Raw genomic sequence first — 17,148 nt, 5'->3', positions numbered from 1 at the left:
CATTTGGAGGATCGATGAGCGACTTCCTCTGGGGAGTGTCGACGTCCGCGTTCCAGATCGAAGGCGCGTTCGACGCGGGCGGCCGAGGCCCCTCGGTGTGGGACGACTTCGCTCCGGTGCACGACGACGACAGCGCCCGCGTTGCGTGCGATCACTACTACCGGTGGCGCGAGGACGTGGCACTCATGACCCAGCTGGGGGTCAACGCCTACCGGTTCTCCATCGCGTGGCCGCGCATCCAGCCCAGCGGCAAGGGCCCGGCCAACGCCGAGGGCCTCGACTTCTACGACCGGCTCGTCGACGCGCTCGTCGAGGCCGGCATCGCGCCCGTGGCCACGCTCTACCACTGGGACACGCCGCTGCAGCTCGAAGCCGAGGGCGGCTGGCTCGGCCGCGACATCGCCGACCGGTTCGCCGACTACACCGCACTCGTCGCGCAACGGCTGGCCGACCGGGTCCACATGTGGATTCCGATCAACGAACCGGCCATGGTCACGTTGCAGGGCTATGCGATCGGTGAGCACGCACCGGGCAAGACGCTGCTCTTCGACGCGTTGCCGACCGCCCACCACCTGAACCTCGCTCACGGCCGTGCGGTGGAAGTTCTGCGCGGCCACAACGCCCGCTCGGTCGGTACCGCGAACAACCACACGCCCGCGTGGCCGGCCACCGCCGCCGACCAGCCCGCGGCCGACGCGTACAGCGACGTCCACAACTGGCTGTACGCCGATCCGGTGCTGGCCGGCCGCTATCCGGACTCGGTCGCCGAGCTCATGCCCGTCCGGGACGGCGACCTCGCGACCATCCACCAGCCGCTCGACTTCTACGGCGTCAACTACTACAACCCGACCTGGCTGACGCTGCCGTCGGAGGGCAACCCGCTGCCGTTCGAGCTGGTCGAGGTCGACGAGTACCCGCGCACCGGGTTCGGCTGGCCGGTCGTGCCGTCCGGGCTCACCGAGATGATCGCCACCCTGCGCGAACGGCACCCGGACCTGCCGCCGGTGCACGTCACCGAGAGCGGCTGCAGCTTCCCGCACGAGGTCGAGGACGCCGACCGGATCGCCTACCTCGACGGACACCTCAAGGCAGCGCTCGACGCCGGTGTCGACGGGTACTTCGTGTGGTCGCTGCTCGACAACTTCGAGTGGGAGGCCGGCTACTCGCAGCGGTTCGGCCTGGTGCACGTCGACTTCGAGACCCAGCGCCGCACGCCGCGCGACTCGTTCCACTGGTACCGCAGGGTGATCAGCGGTGAGTGAGGCGCTGGCCGAACCGGTCGTCCCGGTCCGGCGGGGCTGGATGGCCTGGCTGTTCGCCGCGAACCTCGGGCTGTGGCTGGCGGTCTACGCGCCGATCCAGGTCCTGCTGCCGCAGCAGGCCGAGCTGCTCGACGTGGCGGACAAGGAGTTCGTGTTCGGCGTCGTCACCGGCGTCGGCGCCGCCGTGTCGCTGCTGGTGGTGCCGCTCATCGGGTACCTGTCCGACCGCACGACCTCGCGGTTCGGCCGGCGCCACCCGTGGACGCTGATCGGGGCGGTCGTCGGCGCGATCGGCCTGGCGGTGCTCGCCACCGCGCCGTCCGTCGCGGTCATGACCGCCGGCTGGTGCCTGGTGCAGGCCGGGATCGGCGGCATGCTCGCCGCGCTCACCGCCGTGGTGCCCGACCAGGTGCCCATCGCCCAACGGGCGCAGGTCGGCGGGTTGATCGGCATCAGCCAGATGCTCGGCACGGTGCTGGGCGCGGTCGTGGTGACGTTGCTGGTCAGCGGACTGCAAGCCGGTTATTTGGCGTGCGCGGCCATCGTGCTCGTCGGTGCCGTCTTCTTCGTCCTGCGCACGCCCGACACGCAGCTCGTCACCAAGCCGGTGCGGCCGACGTTCTGGATCTCACCCCGGGAGCACCCCGACTTCGCCTGGGCGTGGGCCGGGCACCTCCTGATCAACCTCGGCAACGCGTTCGGCACGCTCTACCTCCTCTACTTCCTCGGCGACGTGGTCCACCACGAGTCGCCGGAGGACGGACTGCTCGTGCTGATGGCGCTCTACGGGGTGGCGCTCGCCGCAGGAGCGGTGCTGTTCGGCGCACGAAGTGATCGTTCCGGGCGCCGGAAGCCGTACGTCTACCTCGCCGCGGTCGTGATGGCGCTCGCCGCTCTGCTGCTCGTCGCCTGGCCGACCTGGACCGCCGCGCTGGTCGCCGCACCGCTGCTGGGCGTCGGCTTCGGCACGTACTGGGCCGTGGCCATCGCGCTGCTCACCCAGGTGCTGCCGGCGGCGTCCGACCGGGCCAAGGACCTCGGCGTGCTGAACGTGGCCAACGCGTTGCCGCAGGTCATCGCGCCCTTGCTGACCGCGGTGATCTTGGCCAACCTTGGCGGGTACCGCGGTCTGTTCGCGGCGTCGGCGCTGGCGACGGCGGTGGCGGGAGTGTTGATGAGTCGAGTGCGATCGGTGGACTGATGCGACTGTCGGGCAAGCGGGTACTGGTCACGGGCGCGTCCCAGGGCATCGGCGCGGAGACCGCGTTCCGGTTCGCGGCACGCGGTGCGCACGTCCACCTGGTGGCCCGCAGCGCCGAGCTGCTCGATCGGCAGGTCGAGCGGATCACCGAGCTCGGCGGTTCCGCGACCGCCCATCCGGCCGACCTCGCCGACGCTGCGCAGATCCACGCGCTCGCCGAGGCCGTGGAGACGCCGGACGTGCTGGTCAACAACGCGGGTGTCGGGCGCTGGTTGTTCCTCGACGAGTGCTCGCAGGACGACCTGGCCACGATGACCGCCGTGCCGTTCATGGCCGCCATGCTGCTCACCAGGGAGTTCCTCGGCGCCATGCGGTCGCGCGGCTCCGGCTGGATCGTCAACGTGAACTCGCCGGTGTCGCGGCTGCCGATCCCCGGCGCGGCCGGCTACCAGTCGGCGCGCTGGGCGCTGCGCGGCCTGACCGCGTCCCTGCGGCTCGACCTGCGCGGAACCGGCGTCGGCGTGAGCGAGGTCGTGCCGGGCAAGGTCTCCAGCGAGTACTTCGCCAACAACCCCGGCGCGGAGGAGCGGATTCCGGCGATCGCCAGGCTGATCCCGACGGTCACGCCCGACCGGGTCGCCACGGCGATCGTCAACGCCGTGGAGAAGGAACGCGCCGAGCACCTGTTCCCGTGGCAGCTCAAGGCGTTCGAACTGTCCGGCCGCTTGCTGCCCGGCCTCACGTCCTACCTCACGTGGAAAACGGGTACGCGCGGCTGAAGCCGGGCGCGGAACCGGGCGCACCGGCAGCAGGAACCGCGGGAAGTGGGAAGAAGCGGCGCGCAGCCCCAGCCGTGCTCGCGGCGTCCGAACGTGGAAACGGCCCCTCACCCGCGCGGGAGGTGCAGGCAAGGGGCCGGGGTTGGTGACCGCGGACCGGTACCGGTCGGGAGGGAAGGTGCACGGCACCGGCCCGCGGGAATCTGTGGAGTTGAGCTGACCGGGGTCCGCGATGCAGCGGTCGGGGGTTCGCACATCGCGGACCACCGGTCAGTAGGCCGTTTGCAGACCTGGTCGTGTCGGGGGGACGCCAGGTCGGTCGCAAAGGCCCGTTAGTGGGCTCGAGCCACCGCGCGGCGGGTCCGGGTGACAGGAGGGGTCACCGGGGCCTCGCGCAGGTGGCGAGCCGGGCGCGGGGCGAGACCGCCCGCGACCAGGTGTTCGTACGCGGCGCGCCACACCGAGCAAGGTGACTTCTGCTGGCGCCAACGACCGGAGCACTCGGGGCAGTTGCCCTTCTCGTCCGGCTCGTGCGCTGCCAGCAGAGCACGCCATCCCTCGGTCAGCCGAGGGAAGCTCGGATCGAGCCACCGACAGGAGGGACGGGGCGTCAGCGCGGCTCGCCAGCTCCGTGAGCAGGTCGAGGCGTTCCCACACAGCGTTGCGAAGAACCTGTCCGAGGATCGCGTCCATCGAAACGTCACCGTCACCTTTCCGCCTGGTCGGCGGCTTCGCGTAGCGCAGCCCTGAGCTGTACGAGCTGGTCGTGGGACAAGACTGCCGTCTCCCCGGGAGGGCCGACCAGGACCACTCGGCCCTGAACCACCTTCACGGTGAGCTGGCGGTCCCGGTCGACCACGTCGCCGCAGCTGATCTGCCACGTCCGACGCTGCCCGGTCGTGCCGCGCCATGTGGATCCGGTGTCACCCGTCTCCACGATGGAGGTGGAGCCGGGGGAGGAGCTGTCCATCGGTTGGCTGTTCCTCTCCGTGCTCACTCGCTTACCGGAATCCAGATTGCGATGATTCATGCCGGAACGGGACGTCACAGCGCCCACCGGTGGAACTCTTACGGTGAGCGGTAAGCGGTGTTCGGCAGGGCCGATCAGCCCTGCCGAAGAGGACTTCTCGGGCTCGGGGACCTCCCCCTAGTCTGCCGATGACGCCCAACGGACTGTGAGGGTGCGCGATGAACACCATGAGTTCCCAGGGCTCTCCGATCCCCACCGACGTGTGGGACCAGCAGGAGATGCGGGACGCACTGGCCCGACGGGAGATCAGCTCGGTCTACCGGCTGCTCCGACGGCACGGCGTGTCCCAGCGCCAGATCGCGGCGCTCACCGGGCAGTCGCAGTCCGAGGTCTCGGAGATCCTCAAGGGACGTCAGGTGATGGCCTACGACGTCCTGACCAGGATCGCCATCGGCCTGGGTGTCCCACGTGGATACATGGGTCTCGCCTATGACGAGACAACGGCAGTGAGGGTGGCCGCAGCCGCGGACACACCCCATCCTGAGGAGGACGAGTCGGTGAAGCGTCGGAAGTTCCTCGCGCACGCCGCCGCCGTGACAGTCGGCGCGGCCGTGTTCGGAGCGGACTCCGGGTCGTGGGTCTCACACCCCACACAGACTCCGGCTCCGGGACGCATCGGCATGACCGACGTGCGCCAGGTGGAAGCGGCTACCCGCGCGTTGCGCGCCCTCGACTACCAGTACGGCGGCGGCTCCTGCCGCGACGCGGTCGTCGCCCAGCTGTCCTGGGGACAGCAGATGCTCGGTGCGAGCTCCACGGACGTCGTGCGCCAGCGCCTCTACGTCGCACTGGCCGACCTGCACAACCTCGCCGGCTGGACGTCGTTCGACACGGGTCTGATGGACTCCGCCCGCAACCACTTCGGTCAGGCGCTCGACCTCGCCAAGCAGGGCGACAACGAGGCGCTGATGGCGAACATCCTGTACCGCATGGGCCGCGTGTACCTGCACCAGAACGCCCCCGACGACGCGCTCAAGGTGTTCCAGCTCGGCCAGCTGGCCGCGCAGAACTCCGGTTCCGAGCTCGCGGTGGGCATCCTGTGCGCCAACGAGGCCTGGGCGTACGCGAAGATGGGCTCCGACGAGCAGGCGCTCAAGCTGCTCGGCCGCGCCCGCGACGAGTTCTCCCGCGCCAACGTCGCCGAGGCGCCCGCGTGGGCCAAGTTCTTCAACGAGATCGACCTCTCGTCCATGATCGGCACGGTGCACACGGAGCTGGCTCAGACGGTGGACGCCAAGTACACGAGGACCGCCATTCCCGCGCTGTCCAAGGCGATCAACAACTTCGGCGACGACATGGCCCGCAGCCGGTCGTTCAACCTGACCTCGATGTCGATCAACCACCTCATCGAGGGCGACATCGACCACGGCGCCAAGATCGGCCGCCAAGCGGTCGACCTGTCGGAGAGCCTCAAGTCGGTGCGCACCAAGCAGCGCATGGAGCCGTTGCGCCAGGAGGCCGAGAAGCGCCGCAACAACCCCGAGGCCCGCGAGCTGGCCGACCGCGTCGCCCGCTTCACCGGAGCCGACACGGCTGCCTGACCAGCACGTCGTTTGGGCCCCATAGCACCACGTTCGAATGGTGTGGGACACGAACCGGTAACGCCGGGAGCCCCTGACGCGAATGCAGCATCGACGGGCGGGAAACACAGGGCCTAAGGTGCGGCAGGTCGGGGCGAAGGGCGGGGTGCGGCGCGTGATGCTTACTCGGAGGTGGCGGTCACGGAGAGCGCTGCGGTCCGCGCAGCTGCTCGACGAGGTCGTGGACACCCAGCTGCCGCTGCTCGCGTCGTTCGACGAGGAGCGCCGGCGGCGTTCCGCCGACTACCTCGCCGAGCTCGTCGCCCTCGCGCAGGACTACCGCTACTACGCCAACGGCTGGATCGACAGCCGTGAGCTCGACCGCCGCGGCCAGCGGACGATGAACCGCCTGGCCCGCATGCGCGAAGAATCTTCGGCCCGACTGATCACCGACTAGTCCGTTCGCGCGCTGTTCGCCGCGTCGAACGGACCACTCGCCGAGTGCAGCCCCGGTCACCCCGGATGTTTCACGTTGAACAACGCATCACCAGGGCACCGGACCATCGCCGTCGAAGAGGCCACCGGTCGGCCCGTCGTCGGGCAGCGTGGCCAGCTCGACCGCGATCCGCGCGGCGTTCGCCGGCGTCTCCCGCCCCTGGAAGTCGTTGAACTCGGTCGCGACGTAGCCGGGGCAGGCGCCGTTGACCTTCATGCCGGTCAACTCCTTGGCGTACTGCACGGTGACGGCGTTCAGGAACGTCTTCGACGGCGTGTAGATCCCGTCGATGTCGTGGAAGGCCGCGTCCGGCGCGGTCTGCAGGGTCAGCGACGACAGGTGGCTCGACTGGTTGACGATCCGCGGCCGTGCCGACCGGCCCAGCAGGGGCAGCACCGCGTTGGTGACCCGGACGACGCCGATCACGTTGGTCTCCAGCACCTCCCGCAGGCCCGCCGGGGTGGCGGCGGACGGCGGCGTGGGCCACGACCCGGCGATGCCCGCGTTGTTGACCAGCACGTCGAGGCGACCGAACCGCTCCTCGAACAGCGCCGCGGCCGCGGCCACGCTCCCGTCGTCGGCCACGTCCAGCGGCACGAAGAACGCGTCCGCGCCGTTCGCCCGCAGCTTCTCCGCCGCCTCCTCGCCACGCCGTGCGTCCCGGGCGCCGACACCGACGCTCATGCCGAGCGCGCCGAGACCGGCGGCGATCTCGTACCCGATGCCCTTGTTCGCGCCCGTGACCAGTGCAATCGTCTGTTCGCTCATGTCTCTGATCGTCTTCCGCGAGGCCGTGAAGACCAACACCACCTCGGTGTCGCAGCGATACCCCAGCGGTATGGATACGGTGGACGGCGTGGAGACCAGGGAGCTCCGTTACTTCGTCGCGGTCGCCGAGGCGCTGCACTTCGGCCGTGCCGCCGAACGCCTGGGCATCGCCCAGCCACCGCTGTCGCGCACCATCGCGCAGCTCGAACACCGGCTCGGCGTCGAACTGCTGACCCGCACCAGCCGCAAGGTCCTGCTCACCGCCGCCGGGGCGACCCTGCTGGCCGAGGCCAGGGCGATCCTCGCCGCTGTCGTCGCGGCCGAACGCCGGACCAGGGACGTGGCCGCCGACCGGCCGTCGCTGGTGCTCGCCGCGAAGGCGGGCAGCTCCGGTGAGGTGCTGGCGAAGCTGCTCGACGTGTACGCCGCCCAGCCCGGTGCCGTGCCGGTCGACGTCCTGCTGTGCGAGTCGAACACCCACGTCCCGCTGCTCGACGGACGGGCCGACGTGGCGTTGCTGCACGAACCGTACGACCCGACGACCGGCCTCGACGTGGAGGTCCTGCACACCGAGGACCAGGTCGCGGTGATGCCGTCGGCGCACCCCCTCGCGGGAGCGGCGCAGCTGCGGATGGCGGACGTCAGCGGTCTGGCCGAACGGGCCCGCTGGCCGCGTCCGGACGGCACCTACCCGGACGGTCCCGGCATCGAGGTGCGCAACCTGACGCAGCTGTTCCAGATGATCGAGCTCGGCAGGGCCGTCGCCGTGGTGCCGGAGGACTTCCGCACGAGGCTCACCGAAGGGCTGGTCGCCGTTCCGGTCGTGGACGCCCCGAAGGTGACCACGGTGATCGCGTGGCCACCGCACAGCCGGTCACGGGCGCTCGCCGACCTGGTCAGGGTCGCGACCGGGGTCAGCTGACCGGTGCGCGGCTCAGCACGACGGCCAGGCCGAACGCCAGGCCCATGACGGTGATCTCGAAGACCGCCCACTGCACGATCGCCGTGGTCCGGTGCTGCGAGATCTGCGGCAGCAGCTTCCACCGGATGCGCGCGCCGAGCACCGCGACCGCAGCCGCGCACGCCGCCTTGCCGAGGAACAGCAGGCCGTAGCCGGTGGTGAACATCGACTGCGGGAACGGCACGACCGGGTTGAGGGCCAGCTCCAGCAGACCGTTGAACAGGCCGGTCACCGTGACGACGACCAGGCTGACGGTCGCGATCCGGGAGAACTTCGGCAGCGCGACGGCGAGCAGACCCTTGCGGTACGCGACCAGCGCCATCAGCGCGCCGAGCCCGCCGGTCCACGCCGCCGCGCCCAGCACGTGCAGCTCCATGGAGACCATCGAGTAGTCGTGGTACTTCCAGTTGGAGGCGTGCCCGGTGACCGGGATCGGCAGCAGGCCGAACATCGAGACCAGGATGCGCAGCTCGGCCGGCACGGACTCGCCGCTGCGCACCGCCAGCACGCCGACCAGCAGGTACGCGAACGCGCAGGCGGCGCTGAACAGCAGGCCCTTGCCGGCGCCGACCGTGGCGATGTAGTCGACCGCGTTGCCGATGCTGACGTCGCTGCCCGGCCGCAGCTCCGCCGCCTGCAGGACGATCGCGAGCAGCGCGGTCACCACCCAGACCGCCGCGGCGACGACCGCGGCGGGCCGGGCGATCCGCATGACCGGTTCGGTGTGCGTGGGTCGGTCGAAGCCGAGCAGCTTCGGCAGGATCGACAGGCCGACGACGATCGTCGCCGACACGTCGAGCAGCACGCGGGTGACCGGCAGGCCGTACCGGACCGCCGCCCCGGCGTCCACGACCCCGGCGACCACGACGGGGGGCGCCAGCACGAGGCCGAGGGCGATGCCCGCGAGCGCGCCGAACACCAGACCGGCGAGCACGCGGTAGTGAGTGGGGGCGGTGGTCCGGACGTCGCTCATGCCTTGGCGCTCCCGCCGCCGCCGCGCAGGGCGACGAACACGCCGCCGCCGAGCAGCACCACGGCGCCGACGATCCACACCCACAGCGGGATGCCGCCACCGGAGTCGCTGCTGCCGGAGGCGTCGGCGCTGGCCGGGGTGGTGGGCGTACCGGTGCCGTCCTTGGTGAGCGTGAACGTCAGCTCACCGGAGACCGGGTGGCCGTCCGCGGACAGGATCCGATAGCCGATCTTGTACTGACCGGCCTTGCCCAGGGCGTTGACCTGGGCGGACACCGAGTTGTCGGTGATCTTCGGGTCGCCCGGCACCTCGTAGTGGCCGCCGTTCGCGTCCACCACCGAGATCGTGTTGATGTCCTTGCCGCCCTGCACGTCCTGGTCGAAGGTCAGCGTGACCGAGGACGGGCCGACCTCCAGCGAGGCCTTGTCCTTCGGGTCGCTGCTGATCAGTGCGTTGTGCGCCGAAGCGGGCGCGGCCGTGATGAGCACGGCCGCACCCGCGATCAGGCACGCGATGAGTGCGCGCTTCATGCTGTGGGTCACGCCTTCCTGCGCGAACGCAGGATCGCGCCGATGCCGAAGCCCAGGCCCAGCGCACCGACGGCCAGGCCGGCGCCACCGAGGTAGCGGGCGGTCTGGTCGGAACCGGCGGCCGACGCCTCGTGCGTGTCGGTCGAGTTCGCGGCGTTCGTCGAGCCGTGGCCGTGGTCGTCGCCGTCCGCCTTCTTCGGGGCGAGCTTCAGCGCGGGTGCCGGGTGCTCCGGCTCCTTGCCGTCGGCGCCCGCGGGCTGGCTCCAGTCGACGACCTCGCCGTTCTCGTAGGTCTGCTTGGTCGGCAGCAGCAGGGTGTCCTTCTCCGGCAGCGTGCCGAGGGCGACGTAGAACTCCTGGTACTCGTTGACCCCGATCTTCGTGCCGGGCTCCGCGGTCCAGGTGATCGACGTGAACGCCTCGGTGATCTCCTTGCCGGCGACCGTGACGGGCTTGTCGAGCTTGCCCTTGACCGCCTCTGCCTTCCAGCCGGGCAGCGGCCGGGTGCGCACCGAGGTGAGCGGGGTGTCCTGCGGCAGCGTGACCTCGATCTTGGTCGTGCCGGCGTTGTCCCGCTCGTTCGGGACGCGGAACGCGAACGTGGCGCGGCCGCCCTGCGTGAACTCCGAGGGCTGGGCGCTGACGTGCGCGGACGCGATCGCGGGGGTGCCGAGGACGGCGAACCCGGCCACGGCGAGGACGGCGAGCGCGCGCACGCCAAAGCGATGTGCAGACATGTGGTTGTGGCTCCTGATGCCAAAGGGGGGAGATGCGGGTGCTGGGTGTCAGGAACCACAGGGCGGGCCGCGCAGCCCGTGGGCACGGCTCAGCTCGGCGGCGTGTGCGCGCCGCAGGTAGGGCGTGCCGGTGGACGTCCGCACCGGCGTGAGCACCGGCTGCGGCATGAGCCTGCGGGGGATCAGGCGGGTGACCGCGGCGAACAGCCGGAACAGCGCGTTCTCCGCGTGGAACAGCAACAGCCCGGTCAGCGTCGCCGCGACGAGGTGCGCGCCGAACATCTGCCAGGTGAGCGTGCCGGTGTGCTCGTGGCTGACCCAGGTCAGCAGCAGGTGCTGCGCGAGCTGGGCCGTGGCGAGCCCGGCCATGACCGAGAGCCTGCCGGTCCGCCGGTCCGCGAGCGACGCCGCCGCGAACGCGATCAGCACCACCAGCGGCAGCGCGTGGACGAACTCCGCGAGCTCACCACCGCCGATGCCGTGGGCGGCGATCGTGAGCGCCGACGAGGTCACCGCGAGAACGGCACCGCGAAGGGTGCGCATCTCACTCGACCGGGTGCTCACGGATCTGAGGGTAATGCGACCGGTTTGCATCGGTCCACGAGTGGGTATCTAGGGCCGCATGCACAACCAATGCGACAGGCCGGGCCGCACCGACCGGGTCGTGTTCGGCGTTGCCGCAGGTCTCACGCTTGCATTCGTGGCCTGGGGGATTGCCGGAACTGACTCGTTGGCCTCGGCCTCGAAGACCGCGCTCGGGTGGGTCATCCAGAACCTGGGATGGGCCTTCGTGCTCACGGCGTCCGGCTTCGTGCTGTTCGCCCTCTGGCTCGCCTTCAGCCGTTACGGCAAGATCCCGCTCGGTCGTGACGACGAGAAACCCGAGTTCAAGACGGTCTCGTGGGTCGCGATGATGTTCAGCGCCGGCATGGGCATCGGGCTCATGTTCTACGGCGTGAACGAGCCGCTCACGCACTTCGTGAAGCCGCCGCCCGGCACCGAGGGCGACCCCCTCGAGACCGCCATGGCCACCACGCTCTTCCACTGGACCCTGCACCCGTGGGCGATCTACGCCGTCGTCGGCATCGCGATCGCCTACGGGAGCTTCCGCCGTGGCCGGTCGTCGCTGATCAGCGCTGCCTTCGCCCCTCTGCTCGGTCGCAGGGCCGCGTCGGGGTGGGGCCGTGCGATCGACGTGATGGCGATCTTCGCCACGCTGTTCGGCTCGGCCGCCTCCCTCGGTCTCGGCGCCCTGCAGATCGGGAGCGGGCTGGAGGCGGCCGGGTGGGGTGGCCAGGTCGGCAAGGGCGTGCTGGTCGCGGTCATCGCCGTGCTGACCGTGGCGTTCGTCGCATCCGCCGTCTCGGGGGTCGCGAAGGGCATCCAATGGCTGTCGAACACCAACATGGTGCTGGCCGTGGTGCTGGCGCTGTTCCTGTTCGTCGTCGGCCCGACGGTGTTCATCCTGAACCTGCTGCCCACCGCGCTCGGCGACTACTTCCGCGAGCTGGCCAACATGGCCGGCCGCACCGCCGCCTCCGGTGGTGAGGCGACCGAGACGTGGCTGTCCGGCTGGACGATCTTCTACTGGGCGTGGTGGATCTCCTGGACGCCGTTCGTCGGCACGTTCATCGCCCGCATCTCGCGCGGCCGCACGATCCGCCAGTTCGTCGCCGGCGTGATCCTCGTGCCGTCCGCGGTGTCGCTGGTGTGGTTCGCGATCCTCGGCGGCTCGGCGATCTTCGAGCAGCGGTCCGGTGTGGACCTCGCGGGCCAGTCGACGCCGGAGTCGCAGCTGTTCTCGCTGCTCGACCAGTTCCCGCTGGCCACCGTGGCCGGCGTGGTCGTGATGATCCTCGTCGCCATCTTCTTCGTGTCCGGCGCCGACGCCGCGTCCATCGTGATGGGAACGCTCTCCCAGCGGGGCTCCATGCACCCCACCAAGGCCGTGGTGGTGTTCTGGGGCGTGCTCACCGGTGCCGTGGCCGCGGTGATGCTGCTGGTCGGCGGCTCCAACGCGTTGACCGGCCTGCAGAACCTCACGATCATCGCGGCGCTGCCGTTCATGGTCGTGATGGTCGGCCTGTGCGTCTCGCTGGCCAAGGACCTGCGGTCCGACCCGATGATCCGGCGCGAGGAACGCGTGGCCGAGGTCATGGAGGAGGTCACCGCCCACCTCGACCCCGGTCAAGTGGTCGAGGAGGCGGCGGTCGAGGCCGTGGCCAAGGTGACCGGGCGCACGCCGAACGTCAGCGCACGTTCAGACGCCTGAGCAGTTCCTGCTCCAACACGTCCAGATCGGTTCCGACGGCCCGGTGCGCTGCTTTGCGCCGGGCCGTCGGCATGCGTTCGGAAGCGCGCACGGCGGCGAGCAGTTGCGACAGGCGCGCCTCGGTCTTCGAAACCCAATCGGAATCCGCGGCCCGCACCGTCTCGAGCGACTCCGAAAAGCCGACGATCCGCGCGTGCAACCGGGCCCCGTAACCGGAGTACCGGCCGATGTCGGCCACGTCGATGCCGAGCCTCCGTGCGCGGTAGCGGTCGTACTGCTCGCTCAAAACCCCAGCTCCGCGGGCGATCACGGGGGCCAGCACCGGGATGAGCGCGGGCGCCACCACCTTCGCGACGCCGACCAGGTTCTTCGCCCTGCCGGGCGTGAATCCGGCCTTCGCTTTGCGCGCCATTCGGGTACACCTCCTCCGTCACGTGAAACTTACTGCCCAGGTTGCTGGCACATGAGGTCGGCGCGCGACATACGCTGCACCGGTGACTTCCCAGGTGCAGCTAGACGCCGGCGTGGTCACTCGTTGTCGGCGGCGGGTGCACCTCGAAAACGATCCGGAGATGCGCGACGCTCCCAAAGCGGCGCTGGACCCGGCTTCGGAACAACGGAAAGCGGACGCGGCGAACCACCGCCGCGCGGTGGCGGACGCCCTCGGGCGGATCGTCGGCTCTAACCTCTTCGAGGTGCCGAACGGTCCCGAGGTGCGCACCGCGGACCGGGAACGCGTCACGCTCGCGGCGATGGAGATGGGCGCGCCTTACATCTGGGGCGCCGCACTGCCGCGTGACCCGCGTGGCGGCCGTCGCGGTGGCATCGACCTGCTGGTGAAGGACGCGACCGGGTACGTGCCGGTGCTCGTGGTGCGGCACAAGATCACCGACCCCGGCCAGGGCGCGCGCACCAGCCCGTTGACCATGCCGTTGCCCGGCGGCAGCCGCACCGACCCGCATCGCAAGGTCCGGCCGCAGCCCCGTGACCAGCTGCGGCTCGCGCACGCCCAGCGCCAGCTCCAGGCCGCGGGCCACGCGACGAACGCCCGCGCGACCGGTGGCGTGATCGGCATGGACGCCGACGTGGTGCTGTGGCACGACCTGGAGGCACCGACCTGGCCCGGCGGACGCACCGCGCTGGCCGAGTACGACGCGCGGTTCTCCGACCGGCTGGCCGTGGCGCTGGCGGCGGCGAACCAGAAGGACCCGCTCGCCAAGCCGTCGCGGATCGTCGACTGCAAGACCTGCCCGTGGTGGCCGACCTGCGACACCGACCTCAAGCGCGGCAGGGACGTCTCACTGGTCGTGCGCGGCGAGGACGCGGTGGCGCTGCGCAGGATCGGTCTGTCCACTGTGGACCAACTGGCGGAGCTCGACCCGGCCTCGGACGGTCCGATCCAGCTCGTCGGCATGCCGTTCGGCGACGCGGTCGTGCTCGCGCGGGCGTGGTTGCGCGACCTCACGCTGGTCCGCCGCGTGCGGGAGATGAACGTGCCGCGCGCCGACGTCGAGGTCGACGTCGACATGGAGAGCTTCGGCGACTTGGGCGCGTACATGTGGGGATGTCTGTTGTCCGGCAAGGACGTCGACGAGGACCACGGCTACCGCGCGTTCGTCACGTGGGACGCGCTGCCGTGCGACGACGAGGCTCGCTCGTTCGCCGAGTTCTGGACCTGGCTGACCGGCATCCGCCTGCGCGCCAAGGCACGCGGCCTGTCGTTCCGCGCCTACTGCTACAACGAGCTCGCCGAGAACCGCTGGCTGCTGGCGTCCGCGGAACGGTTCGCCGGCAAGCCCGGCATCCCGACCGTGGCGCAGGTCAAGGAGTTCATCGGCTCCGACGCGTGGGTGGACCTCTTCGGCATCGTGCGCGAGCAGTTCCTGTGCGCCCACGGCAAGGGACTGAAGATCATCGCCCCGGTCGCCGGCTTCACGTGGCGCGACCCGGAGGCGGGCGGCGAGAACTCGATGCGCTGGTACCGGTCCGCGGTCGGCCTGAACGGCGACCCGCTCGACCTCGACCAGCGGCGCAGGCTGCTGGAGTACAACGAGGACGACGTCCGGGCCACCCACCGCCTGCGCGAGTGGATGACCTCGGACGCGATGTCCCGCCTGCCCTACGCCGGCGACCTCTGACGCGCCGCCCGCCCACGCCGAACGCACGCGGGGACCTTTCGTACCGCATATGAGTACGAAAGCTCCCCGCGTGCACTCGAGAAGCAGGCGCGTGGGGCTAGCGAGGGGACATGCGGAGGGCGCCGTCCATGCGGATGACCTCGCCGTTGAGGTAGTCGTGCTCCACGATCGACACGGCCAGCTGCGCGTACTCCGACGGCTGCGCCAGGCGCTTCGGGAACGGCACACCGGCGGCGAGGCCCGCGCGGAACTCGTCGGAGACCGTGGCGAGCATCGGGGTGTCGACGATGCCGGGGGCGATGGTCAGCACGCGGATGCCGACGGAGGACAGGTCGCGCGCGGCCGGGAGGGTCATGCCGACGACGCCGCCCTTGGAGGAGGCGTAGGCGACCTGGCCGATCTGGCCGTCGAACGCGGCGATCGAGGCGGTGTTGATGATGACGCCGCGGGCGCCGTGCTCGAGCTCCTCGGTCTTGCCCATCGCGGCGGCGGCGAGGCGCAGCACGTTGAACGTGCCGATCAGGTTGACCTCGACGACCTTGCGGTAGAGGTCGAGGTCGTGCGGGCCGCTCTTGCCGACGGTCCTGGTCGACGGGCCGATGCCAGCGCAGTTCACCGTGATGCGCAGCGGGGCGCCGGAGCCGGCCGCGGTGTCGACGGCGGCCTGGACCTCGTCGCCGGAGGTCACGTCGGCGGCCAGGTAGGTGACGTTCTCGACGGCTTCCGCCTTCTCGATCGCGCCGGGCAGGTCGAGCGCGAACACCTGCGCTCCACGCGCCGCCAGCGCACGTGCGGTCGCGCCGCCGAGACCGGACGCGCCACCGGTGACGATGGCCGCGGTACCCGAGATCTCCATGCCTTCACCTTCCTCGAAGCGAACTGCTCGCGAGGAGGTTAACGCTCGTTACCCGGTGGTCGACCCCCGGACCGGGTCAACGGTCGGACAGGTGCAGCAGCGCCACCAGGGGCACCGCTGCCAGCACCGCGAGGCCGATGAAGATCATTGCGATCAGCAGAACTCCCATGCCTTGAACTGTGCCGTTCGACGGTGTTCGAAACATCGCCCGCGCCGGTAGACCTCTGGGAGGAGATCTGTCACGGTCAGCTACGACGAAAGTCGTACGGTGTTCCCCGAGCGGCCAACCGGGGATGTCAGGGTCACCCGCATGTTCGCCCGTCGCATCGCGGTCGTCGGCATCGGCTACGTGGGACTCACCACGGGAGCCTGCCTCGCATCACTGGGACACCGCGTCGTGTGCGCGGACGTCGACGCGGAGAAGGTGGTCAGACTGCGCGCCGGCCAGGTCGACATCCTCGAACCGGGGCTCGCCGAGCTCGTCGTCGAGGGCCGGCTGGCCGGACGGCTGGAGTTCGTCGTCGGTGCCGCTCCCGCGGTGCGGGACGCCGACGTCGTGTTCTTCTGCCTGCCGACGCCGATGGGCGCGGGTGGTGCGGCCGACCTCAGCGCCGTCGAGTCCGTGGCCGCCGAGATCCGCGACGTGCTGCCGTACGGGACGGTCGTGGTCACCAAGTCCACGGTGCCCGTCGGTACGTCGGAACGCGTGCGCGCGTTGCTCGGGCGTGAGGACGTGGCGGTGGTGTCGAACCCCGAGTTCCTGCGCGAGGGCACTGCCGTGCGCGACTTTCTGCACCCGGACCGGATCGTGGTCGGGTCGGACTCGCCGTCCGCGGCCGAGCGGGTGGCGGCGCTGTTCGCCAAGCTGGGCGCACCGACCGTGCTGATGGACGCCGCCAGCGCCGAGATGGTCAAGTACGCCGCGAACTGCTTCCTCGCGATGAAGCTCTCGTACGTCAACGCGGTCGCCGAGCTGTGCGAACGGCTGGGCGCCGACGTCGAGTCGGTCACCGAGGGCATGGGCTACGACAAGCGGATCGGGCAGTCGTTCCTGCGGCCGGGGCCGGGCTGGGGCGGGTCGTGCCTTCCCAAGGACACGCACGCGATGGTGCAGATCGCCGAGGCGGCGGGTGTCGACTTCGGACTGGTCCGCTCCACGATCGAGGCGAACGTCCGCGCGCAGCTGCGGGTCGTCGAGAAGGTCCGCGCCGCCTGCGGCGGAACGCTCGCCGGAGTGCGGATCGGCGTGCTCGGGCTCGCGTTCAAGGCCGGCACGAACGACCTGCGCGACTCGCCCGCCCTGGCCGTGGCGGAACAGCTGGTGCTGGAGGGCGCCGAGCTCACCGCCCACGACCCGGAGGTGAGCGGGCCGATCACCGGGATGCTGGTGGTCGACGACCCCTACCAGGCGGTCAAGGGCGCCGAGGCGGTCGTGCTGCTGACCGACTGGCCGGTGTTCCGCACGCTCGACTGGTCGCGGGTGGCCGAGCTCATGGACGGCCACACGATCGTCGACTCCCGGAACCACCTGGACGCGGAGGCGCTGGCCCGCGCAGGGCTGCTCCATTCGGGCGTGGGTCGTGCGTCACTCGGAGTCACGCAATTTAGTTAGCCCCGCGTACCTT

Annotated in this window: 17 protein-coding genes and 1 pseudogene; 9 read left to right on the top strand and 9 right to left on the bottom strand. The window is 70.5% G+C overall.

What is annotated here, in order from left to right; translation table 11 throughout:
- Positions 1 to 14 precede the first annotated feature (14 nt).
- Genes ACVDFE_RS05905 through ACVDFE_RS05895 form a run of 3 tightly spaced genes read left to right on the top strand, consistent with a single transcriptional unit; the run spans position 15 to position 3,242 of the window.
- Positions 15 to 1,262 (top strand): GH1 family beta-glucosidase, encoded by a 1,248-nt coding sequence (locus ACVDFE_RS05905; RefSeq protein WP_458429820.1) that lies wholly within the window; start codon positions 15 to 17, stop codon positions 1,260 to 1,262.
- A gap of 40 nt (positions 1,263 to 1,302) precedes the next feature.
- Entirely contained in the window at positions 1,303 to 2,463 is a 1,161-nt protein-coding gene (locus ACVDFE_RS05900) for an MFS transporter (RefSeq protein ID WP_458434276.1), read from the top strand.
- Positions 2,463 to 3,242: an SDR family NAD(P)-dependent oxidoreductase gene (locus ACVDFE_RS05895; protein ID WP_458429819.1), complete on the top strand. Its 780-nt coding sequence runs from the start codon at positions 2,463 to 2,465 to the stop codon at positions 3,240 to 3,242. The genes ACVDFE_RS05900 and ACVDFE_RS05895 overlap by 1 nt, the downstream gene beginning before the upstream one ends.
- A 332-nt stretch (positions 3,243 to 3,574) precedes the next feature.
- Here the strand turns inward: ACVDFE_RS05895 and ACVDFE_RS05890 are convergent.
- Together ACVDFE_RS05890 and ACVDFE_RS05885 are read right to left on the bottom strand one after the other, a co-directional pair.
- A pseudogene (locus ACVDFE_RS05890) lies at positions 3,575 to 3,935 on the bottom strand (hypothetical protein).
- A gap of 13 nt (positions 3,936 to 3,948) precedes the next feature.
- The gene (locus tag ACVDFE_RS05885; protein WP_360397059.1) at positions 3,949 to 4,212 is read right to left on the bottom strand and encodes a hypothetical protein; all 264 of its coding nucleotides are present in this window, start codon (positions 4,210 to 4,212) and stop codon (positions 3,949 to 3,951) included.
- Between the two features lie 218 nt (positions 4,213 to 4,430).
- Here ACVDFE_RS05885 and ACVDFE_RS05880 point away from each other — a divergent pair, with 218 nt between their 5' ends.
- On the top strand, positions 4,431 to 5,813 hold the full coding sequence (locus tag ACVDFE_RS05880; protein WP_360397058.1) for a helix-turn-helix transcriptional regulator: 1,383 nt from the start codon (positions 4,431 to 4,433) through the stop codon (positions 5,811 to 5,813).
- 157 nt (positions 5,814 to 5,970) lie between these two features.
- The gene (locus tag ACVDFE_RS05875) at positions 5,971 to 6,249 is read left to right on the top strand and encodes a hypothetical protein (protein ID WP_360397057.1); all 279 of its coding nucleotides are present in this window, start codon (positions 5,971 to 5,973) and stop codon (positions 6,247 to 6,249) included.
- An 87-nt stretch (positions 6,250 to 6,336) separates the two neighbouring features.
- On the opposite strand, the gene ACVDFE_RS05870 is transcribed toward ACVDFE_RS05875, so the two are convergent.
- Positions 6,337 to 7,056, bottom strand: a complete 720-nt coding sequence (locus ACVDFE_RS05870) for an SDR family oxidoreductase (protein WP_458429818.1) — start codon at positions 7,054 to 7,056, stop codon at positions 6,337 to 6,339.
- 88 nt (positions 7,057 to 7,144) lie between these two features.
- On the opposite strand from ACVDFE_RS05870, the gene ACVDFE_RS05865 reads away from it, so the two are divergent.
- On the top strand, positions 7,145 to 7,978 hold the full coding sequence (locus ACVDFE_RS05865) for a LysR family transcriptional regulator (protein WP_458434275.1): 834 nt from the start codon (positions 7,145 to 7,147) through the stop codon (positions 7,976 to 7,978).
- Here the strand turns inward: ACVDFE_RS05865 and ACVDFE_RS05860 are convergent.
- Genes ACVDFE_RS05860 through ACVDFE_RS05845 form a run of 4 tightly spaced genes read right to left on the bottom strand, consistent with a single transcriptional unit; the run spans position 7,971 to position 10,821 of the window.
- Positions 7,971 to 8,990, bottom strand: a complete 1,020-nt coding sequence (locus ACVDFE_RS05860) for a copper resistance D family protein (RefSeq protein ID WP_458429817.1) — start codon at positions 8,988 to 8,990, stop codon at positions 7,971 to 7,973. The genes ACVDFE_RS05865 and ACVDFE_RS05860 overlap by 8 nt on opposite strands.
- Entirely contained in the window at positions 8,987 to 9,520 is a 534-nt protein-coding gene (locus tag ACVDFE_RS05855; protein ID WP_458429816.1) for a copper resistance CopC family protein, read from the bottom strand. The genes ACVDFE_RS05860 and ACVDFE_RS05855 overlap by 4 nt, the downstream gene beginning before the upstream one ends.
- An 8-nt stretch (positions 9,521 to 9,528) precedes the next feature.
- Entirely contained in the window at positions 9,529 to 10,257 is a 729-nt protein-coding gene (locus ACVDFE_RS05850; RefSeq protein ID WP_360397053.1) for a YcnI family copper-binding membrane protein, read from the bottom strand.
- A 48-nt stretch (positions 10,258 to 10,305) separates the two neighbouring features.
- A complete protein-coding gene (locus ACVDFE_RS05845; RefSeq protein ID WP_458429815.1) occupies positions 10,306 to 10,821 on the bottom strand; it encodes a hypothetical protein in 516 nt (171 codons plus the stop codon).
- Positions 10,822 to 10,879: 58 nt separating this feature from the next.
- Between ACVDFE_RS05845 and ACVDFE_RS05840 the strand changes: the two genes are divergently transcribed.
- The gene (locus ACVDFE_RS05840) at positions 10,880 to 12,529 is read left to right on the top strand and encodes a BCCT family transporter (RefSeq protein ID WP_360397051.1); all 1,650 of its coding nucleotides are present in this window, start codon (positions 10,880 to 10,882) and stop codon (positions 12,527 to 12,529) included.
- Here the strand turns inward: ACVDFE_RS05840 and ACVDFE_RS05835 are convergent.
- Positions 12,507 to 12,941 carry a DUF6474 family protein gene (locus ACVDFE_RS05835; protein ID WP_360397050.1) on the bottom strand — a complete coding sequence of 145 codons (435 nt, stop codon included), beginning with the start codon at positions 12,939 to 12,941 and terminating at the stop codon, positions 12,507 to 12,509. The two genes, ACVDFE_RS05840 and ACVDFE_RS05835, sit on opposite strands and share 23 nt — an antisense overlap.
- An 82-nt stretch (positions 12,942 to 13,023) precedes the next feature.
- On the opposite strand from ACVDFE_RS05835, the gene ACVDFE_RS05830 reads away from it, so the two are divergent.
- Positions 13,024 to 14,667 (top strand): TM0106 family RecB-like putative nuclease, encoded by a 1,644-nt coding sequence (locus tag ACVDFE_RS05830; protein ID WP_360397049.1) that lies wholly within the window; start codon positions 13,024 to 13,026, stop codon positions 14,665 to 14,667.
- Positions 14,668 to 14,764: 97 nt separating this feature from the next.
- Here ACVDFE_RS05830 and ACVDFE_RS05825 read toward each other — a convergent pair whose 3' ends face one another.
- Positions 14,765 to 15,523 (bottom strand): SDR family NAD(P)-dependent oxidoreductase, encoded by a 759-nt coding sequence (locus ACVDFE_RS05825; protein WP_458429814.1) that lies wholly within the window; start codon positions 15,521 to 15,523, stop codon positions 14,765 to 14,767.
- Positions 15,524 to 15,833: 310 nt separating this feature from the next.
- Between ACVDFE_RS05825 and ACVDFE_RS05820 the strand changes: the two genes are divergently transcribed.
- Positions 15,834 to 17,135, top strand: coding sequence for a UDP-glucose dehydrogenase family protein (locus tag ACVDFE_RS05820; protein WP_458429813.1), 1,302 nt, complete (start codon positions 15,834 to 15,836; stop codon positions 17,133 to 17,135).
- Positions 17,136 to 17,148 lie beyond the last annotated feature (13 nt).

The organism is Lentzea chajnantorensis (assembly GCF_054300775.1).
Note: the sequence above shows the minus strand (reverse complement) of the source record. Positions and strands in the feature narration are given on the sequence as shown.

Bases quoted from the DNA above. Each gene is read 5' to 3' on its own strand.
- ACVDFE_RS05860 (WP_458429817.1), bottom strand. From the start codon at position 8,990: ATGAGCGACGTCCGGACCACCGCCCCCACTCACTACCGCGTGCTCGCC.
- ACVDFE_RS05900 (WP_458434276.1), top strand. From the start codon at position 1,303: ATGGCCTGGCTGTTCGCCGCGAACCTCGGGCTGTGGCTGGCGGTCTAC.
- ACVDFE_RS05880 (WP_360397058.1), top strand. From the start codon at position 4,431: ATGAACACCATGAGTTCCCAGGGCTCTCCGATCCCCACCGACGTGTGG.
- ACVDFE_RS05875 (WP_360397057.1), top strand. From the start codon at position 5,971: ATGCTTACTCGGAGGTGGCGGTCACGGAGAGCGCTGCGGTCCGCGCAG.
- ACVDFE_RS05855 (WP_458429816.1), bottom strand. From the start codon at position 9,520: ATGAAGCGCGCACTCATCGCGTGCCTGATCGCGGGTGCGGCCGTGCTC.
- ACVDFE_RS05905 (WP_458429820.1), top strand. From the start codon at position 15: ATGAGCGACTTCCTCTGGGGAGTGTCGACGTCCGCGTTCCAGATCGAA.
- ACVDFE_RS05835 (WP_360397050.1), bottom strand. From the start codon at position 12,941: ATGGCGCGCAAAGCGAAGGCCGGATTCACGCCCGGCAGGGCGAAGAAC.
- ACVDFE_RS05840 (WP_360397051.1), top strand. From the start codon at position 10,880: ATGCACAACCAATGCGACAGGCCGGGCCGCACCGACCGGGTCGTGTTC.
- ACVDFE_RS05870 (WP_458429818.1), bottom strand. From the start codon at position 7,056: ATGAGCGAACAGACGATTGCACTGGTCACGGGCGCGAACAAGGGCATC.
- ACVDFE_RS05850 (WP_360397053.1), bottom strand. From the start codon at position 10,257: ATGTCTGCACATCGCTTTGGCGTGCGCGCGCTCGCCGTCCTCGCCGTG.
- ACVDFE_RS05825 (WP_458429814.1), bottom strand. From the start codon at position 15,523: ATGGAGATCTCGGGTACCGCGGCCATCGTCACCGGTGGCGCGTCCGGT.
- ACVDFE_RS05885 (WP_360397059.1), bottom strand. From the start codon at position 4,212: ATGGACAGCTCCTCCCCCGGCTCCACCTCCATCGTGGAGACGGGTGAC.
- ACVDFE_RS05820 (WP_458429813.1), top strand. From the start codon at position 15,834: ATGTTCGCCCGTCGCATCGCGGTCGTCGGCATCGGCTACGTGGGACTC.
- ACVDFE_RS05895 (WP_458429819.1), top strand. From the start codon at position 2,463: ATGCGACTGTCGGGCAAGCGGGTACTGGTCACGGGCGCGTCCCAGGGC.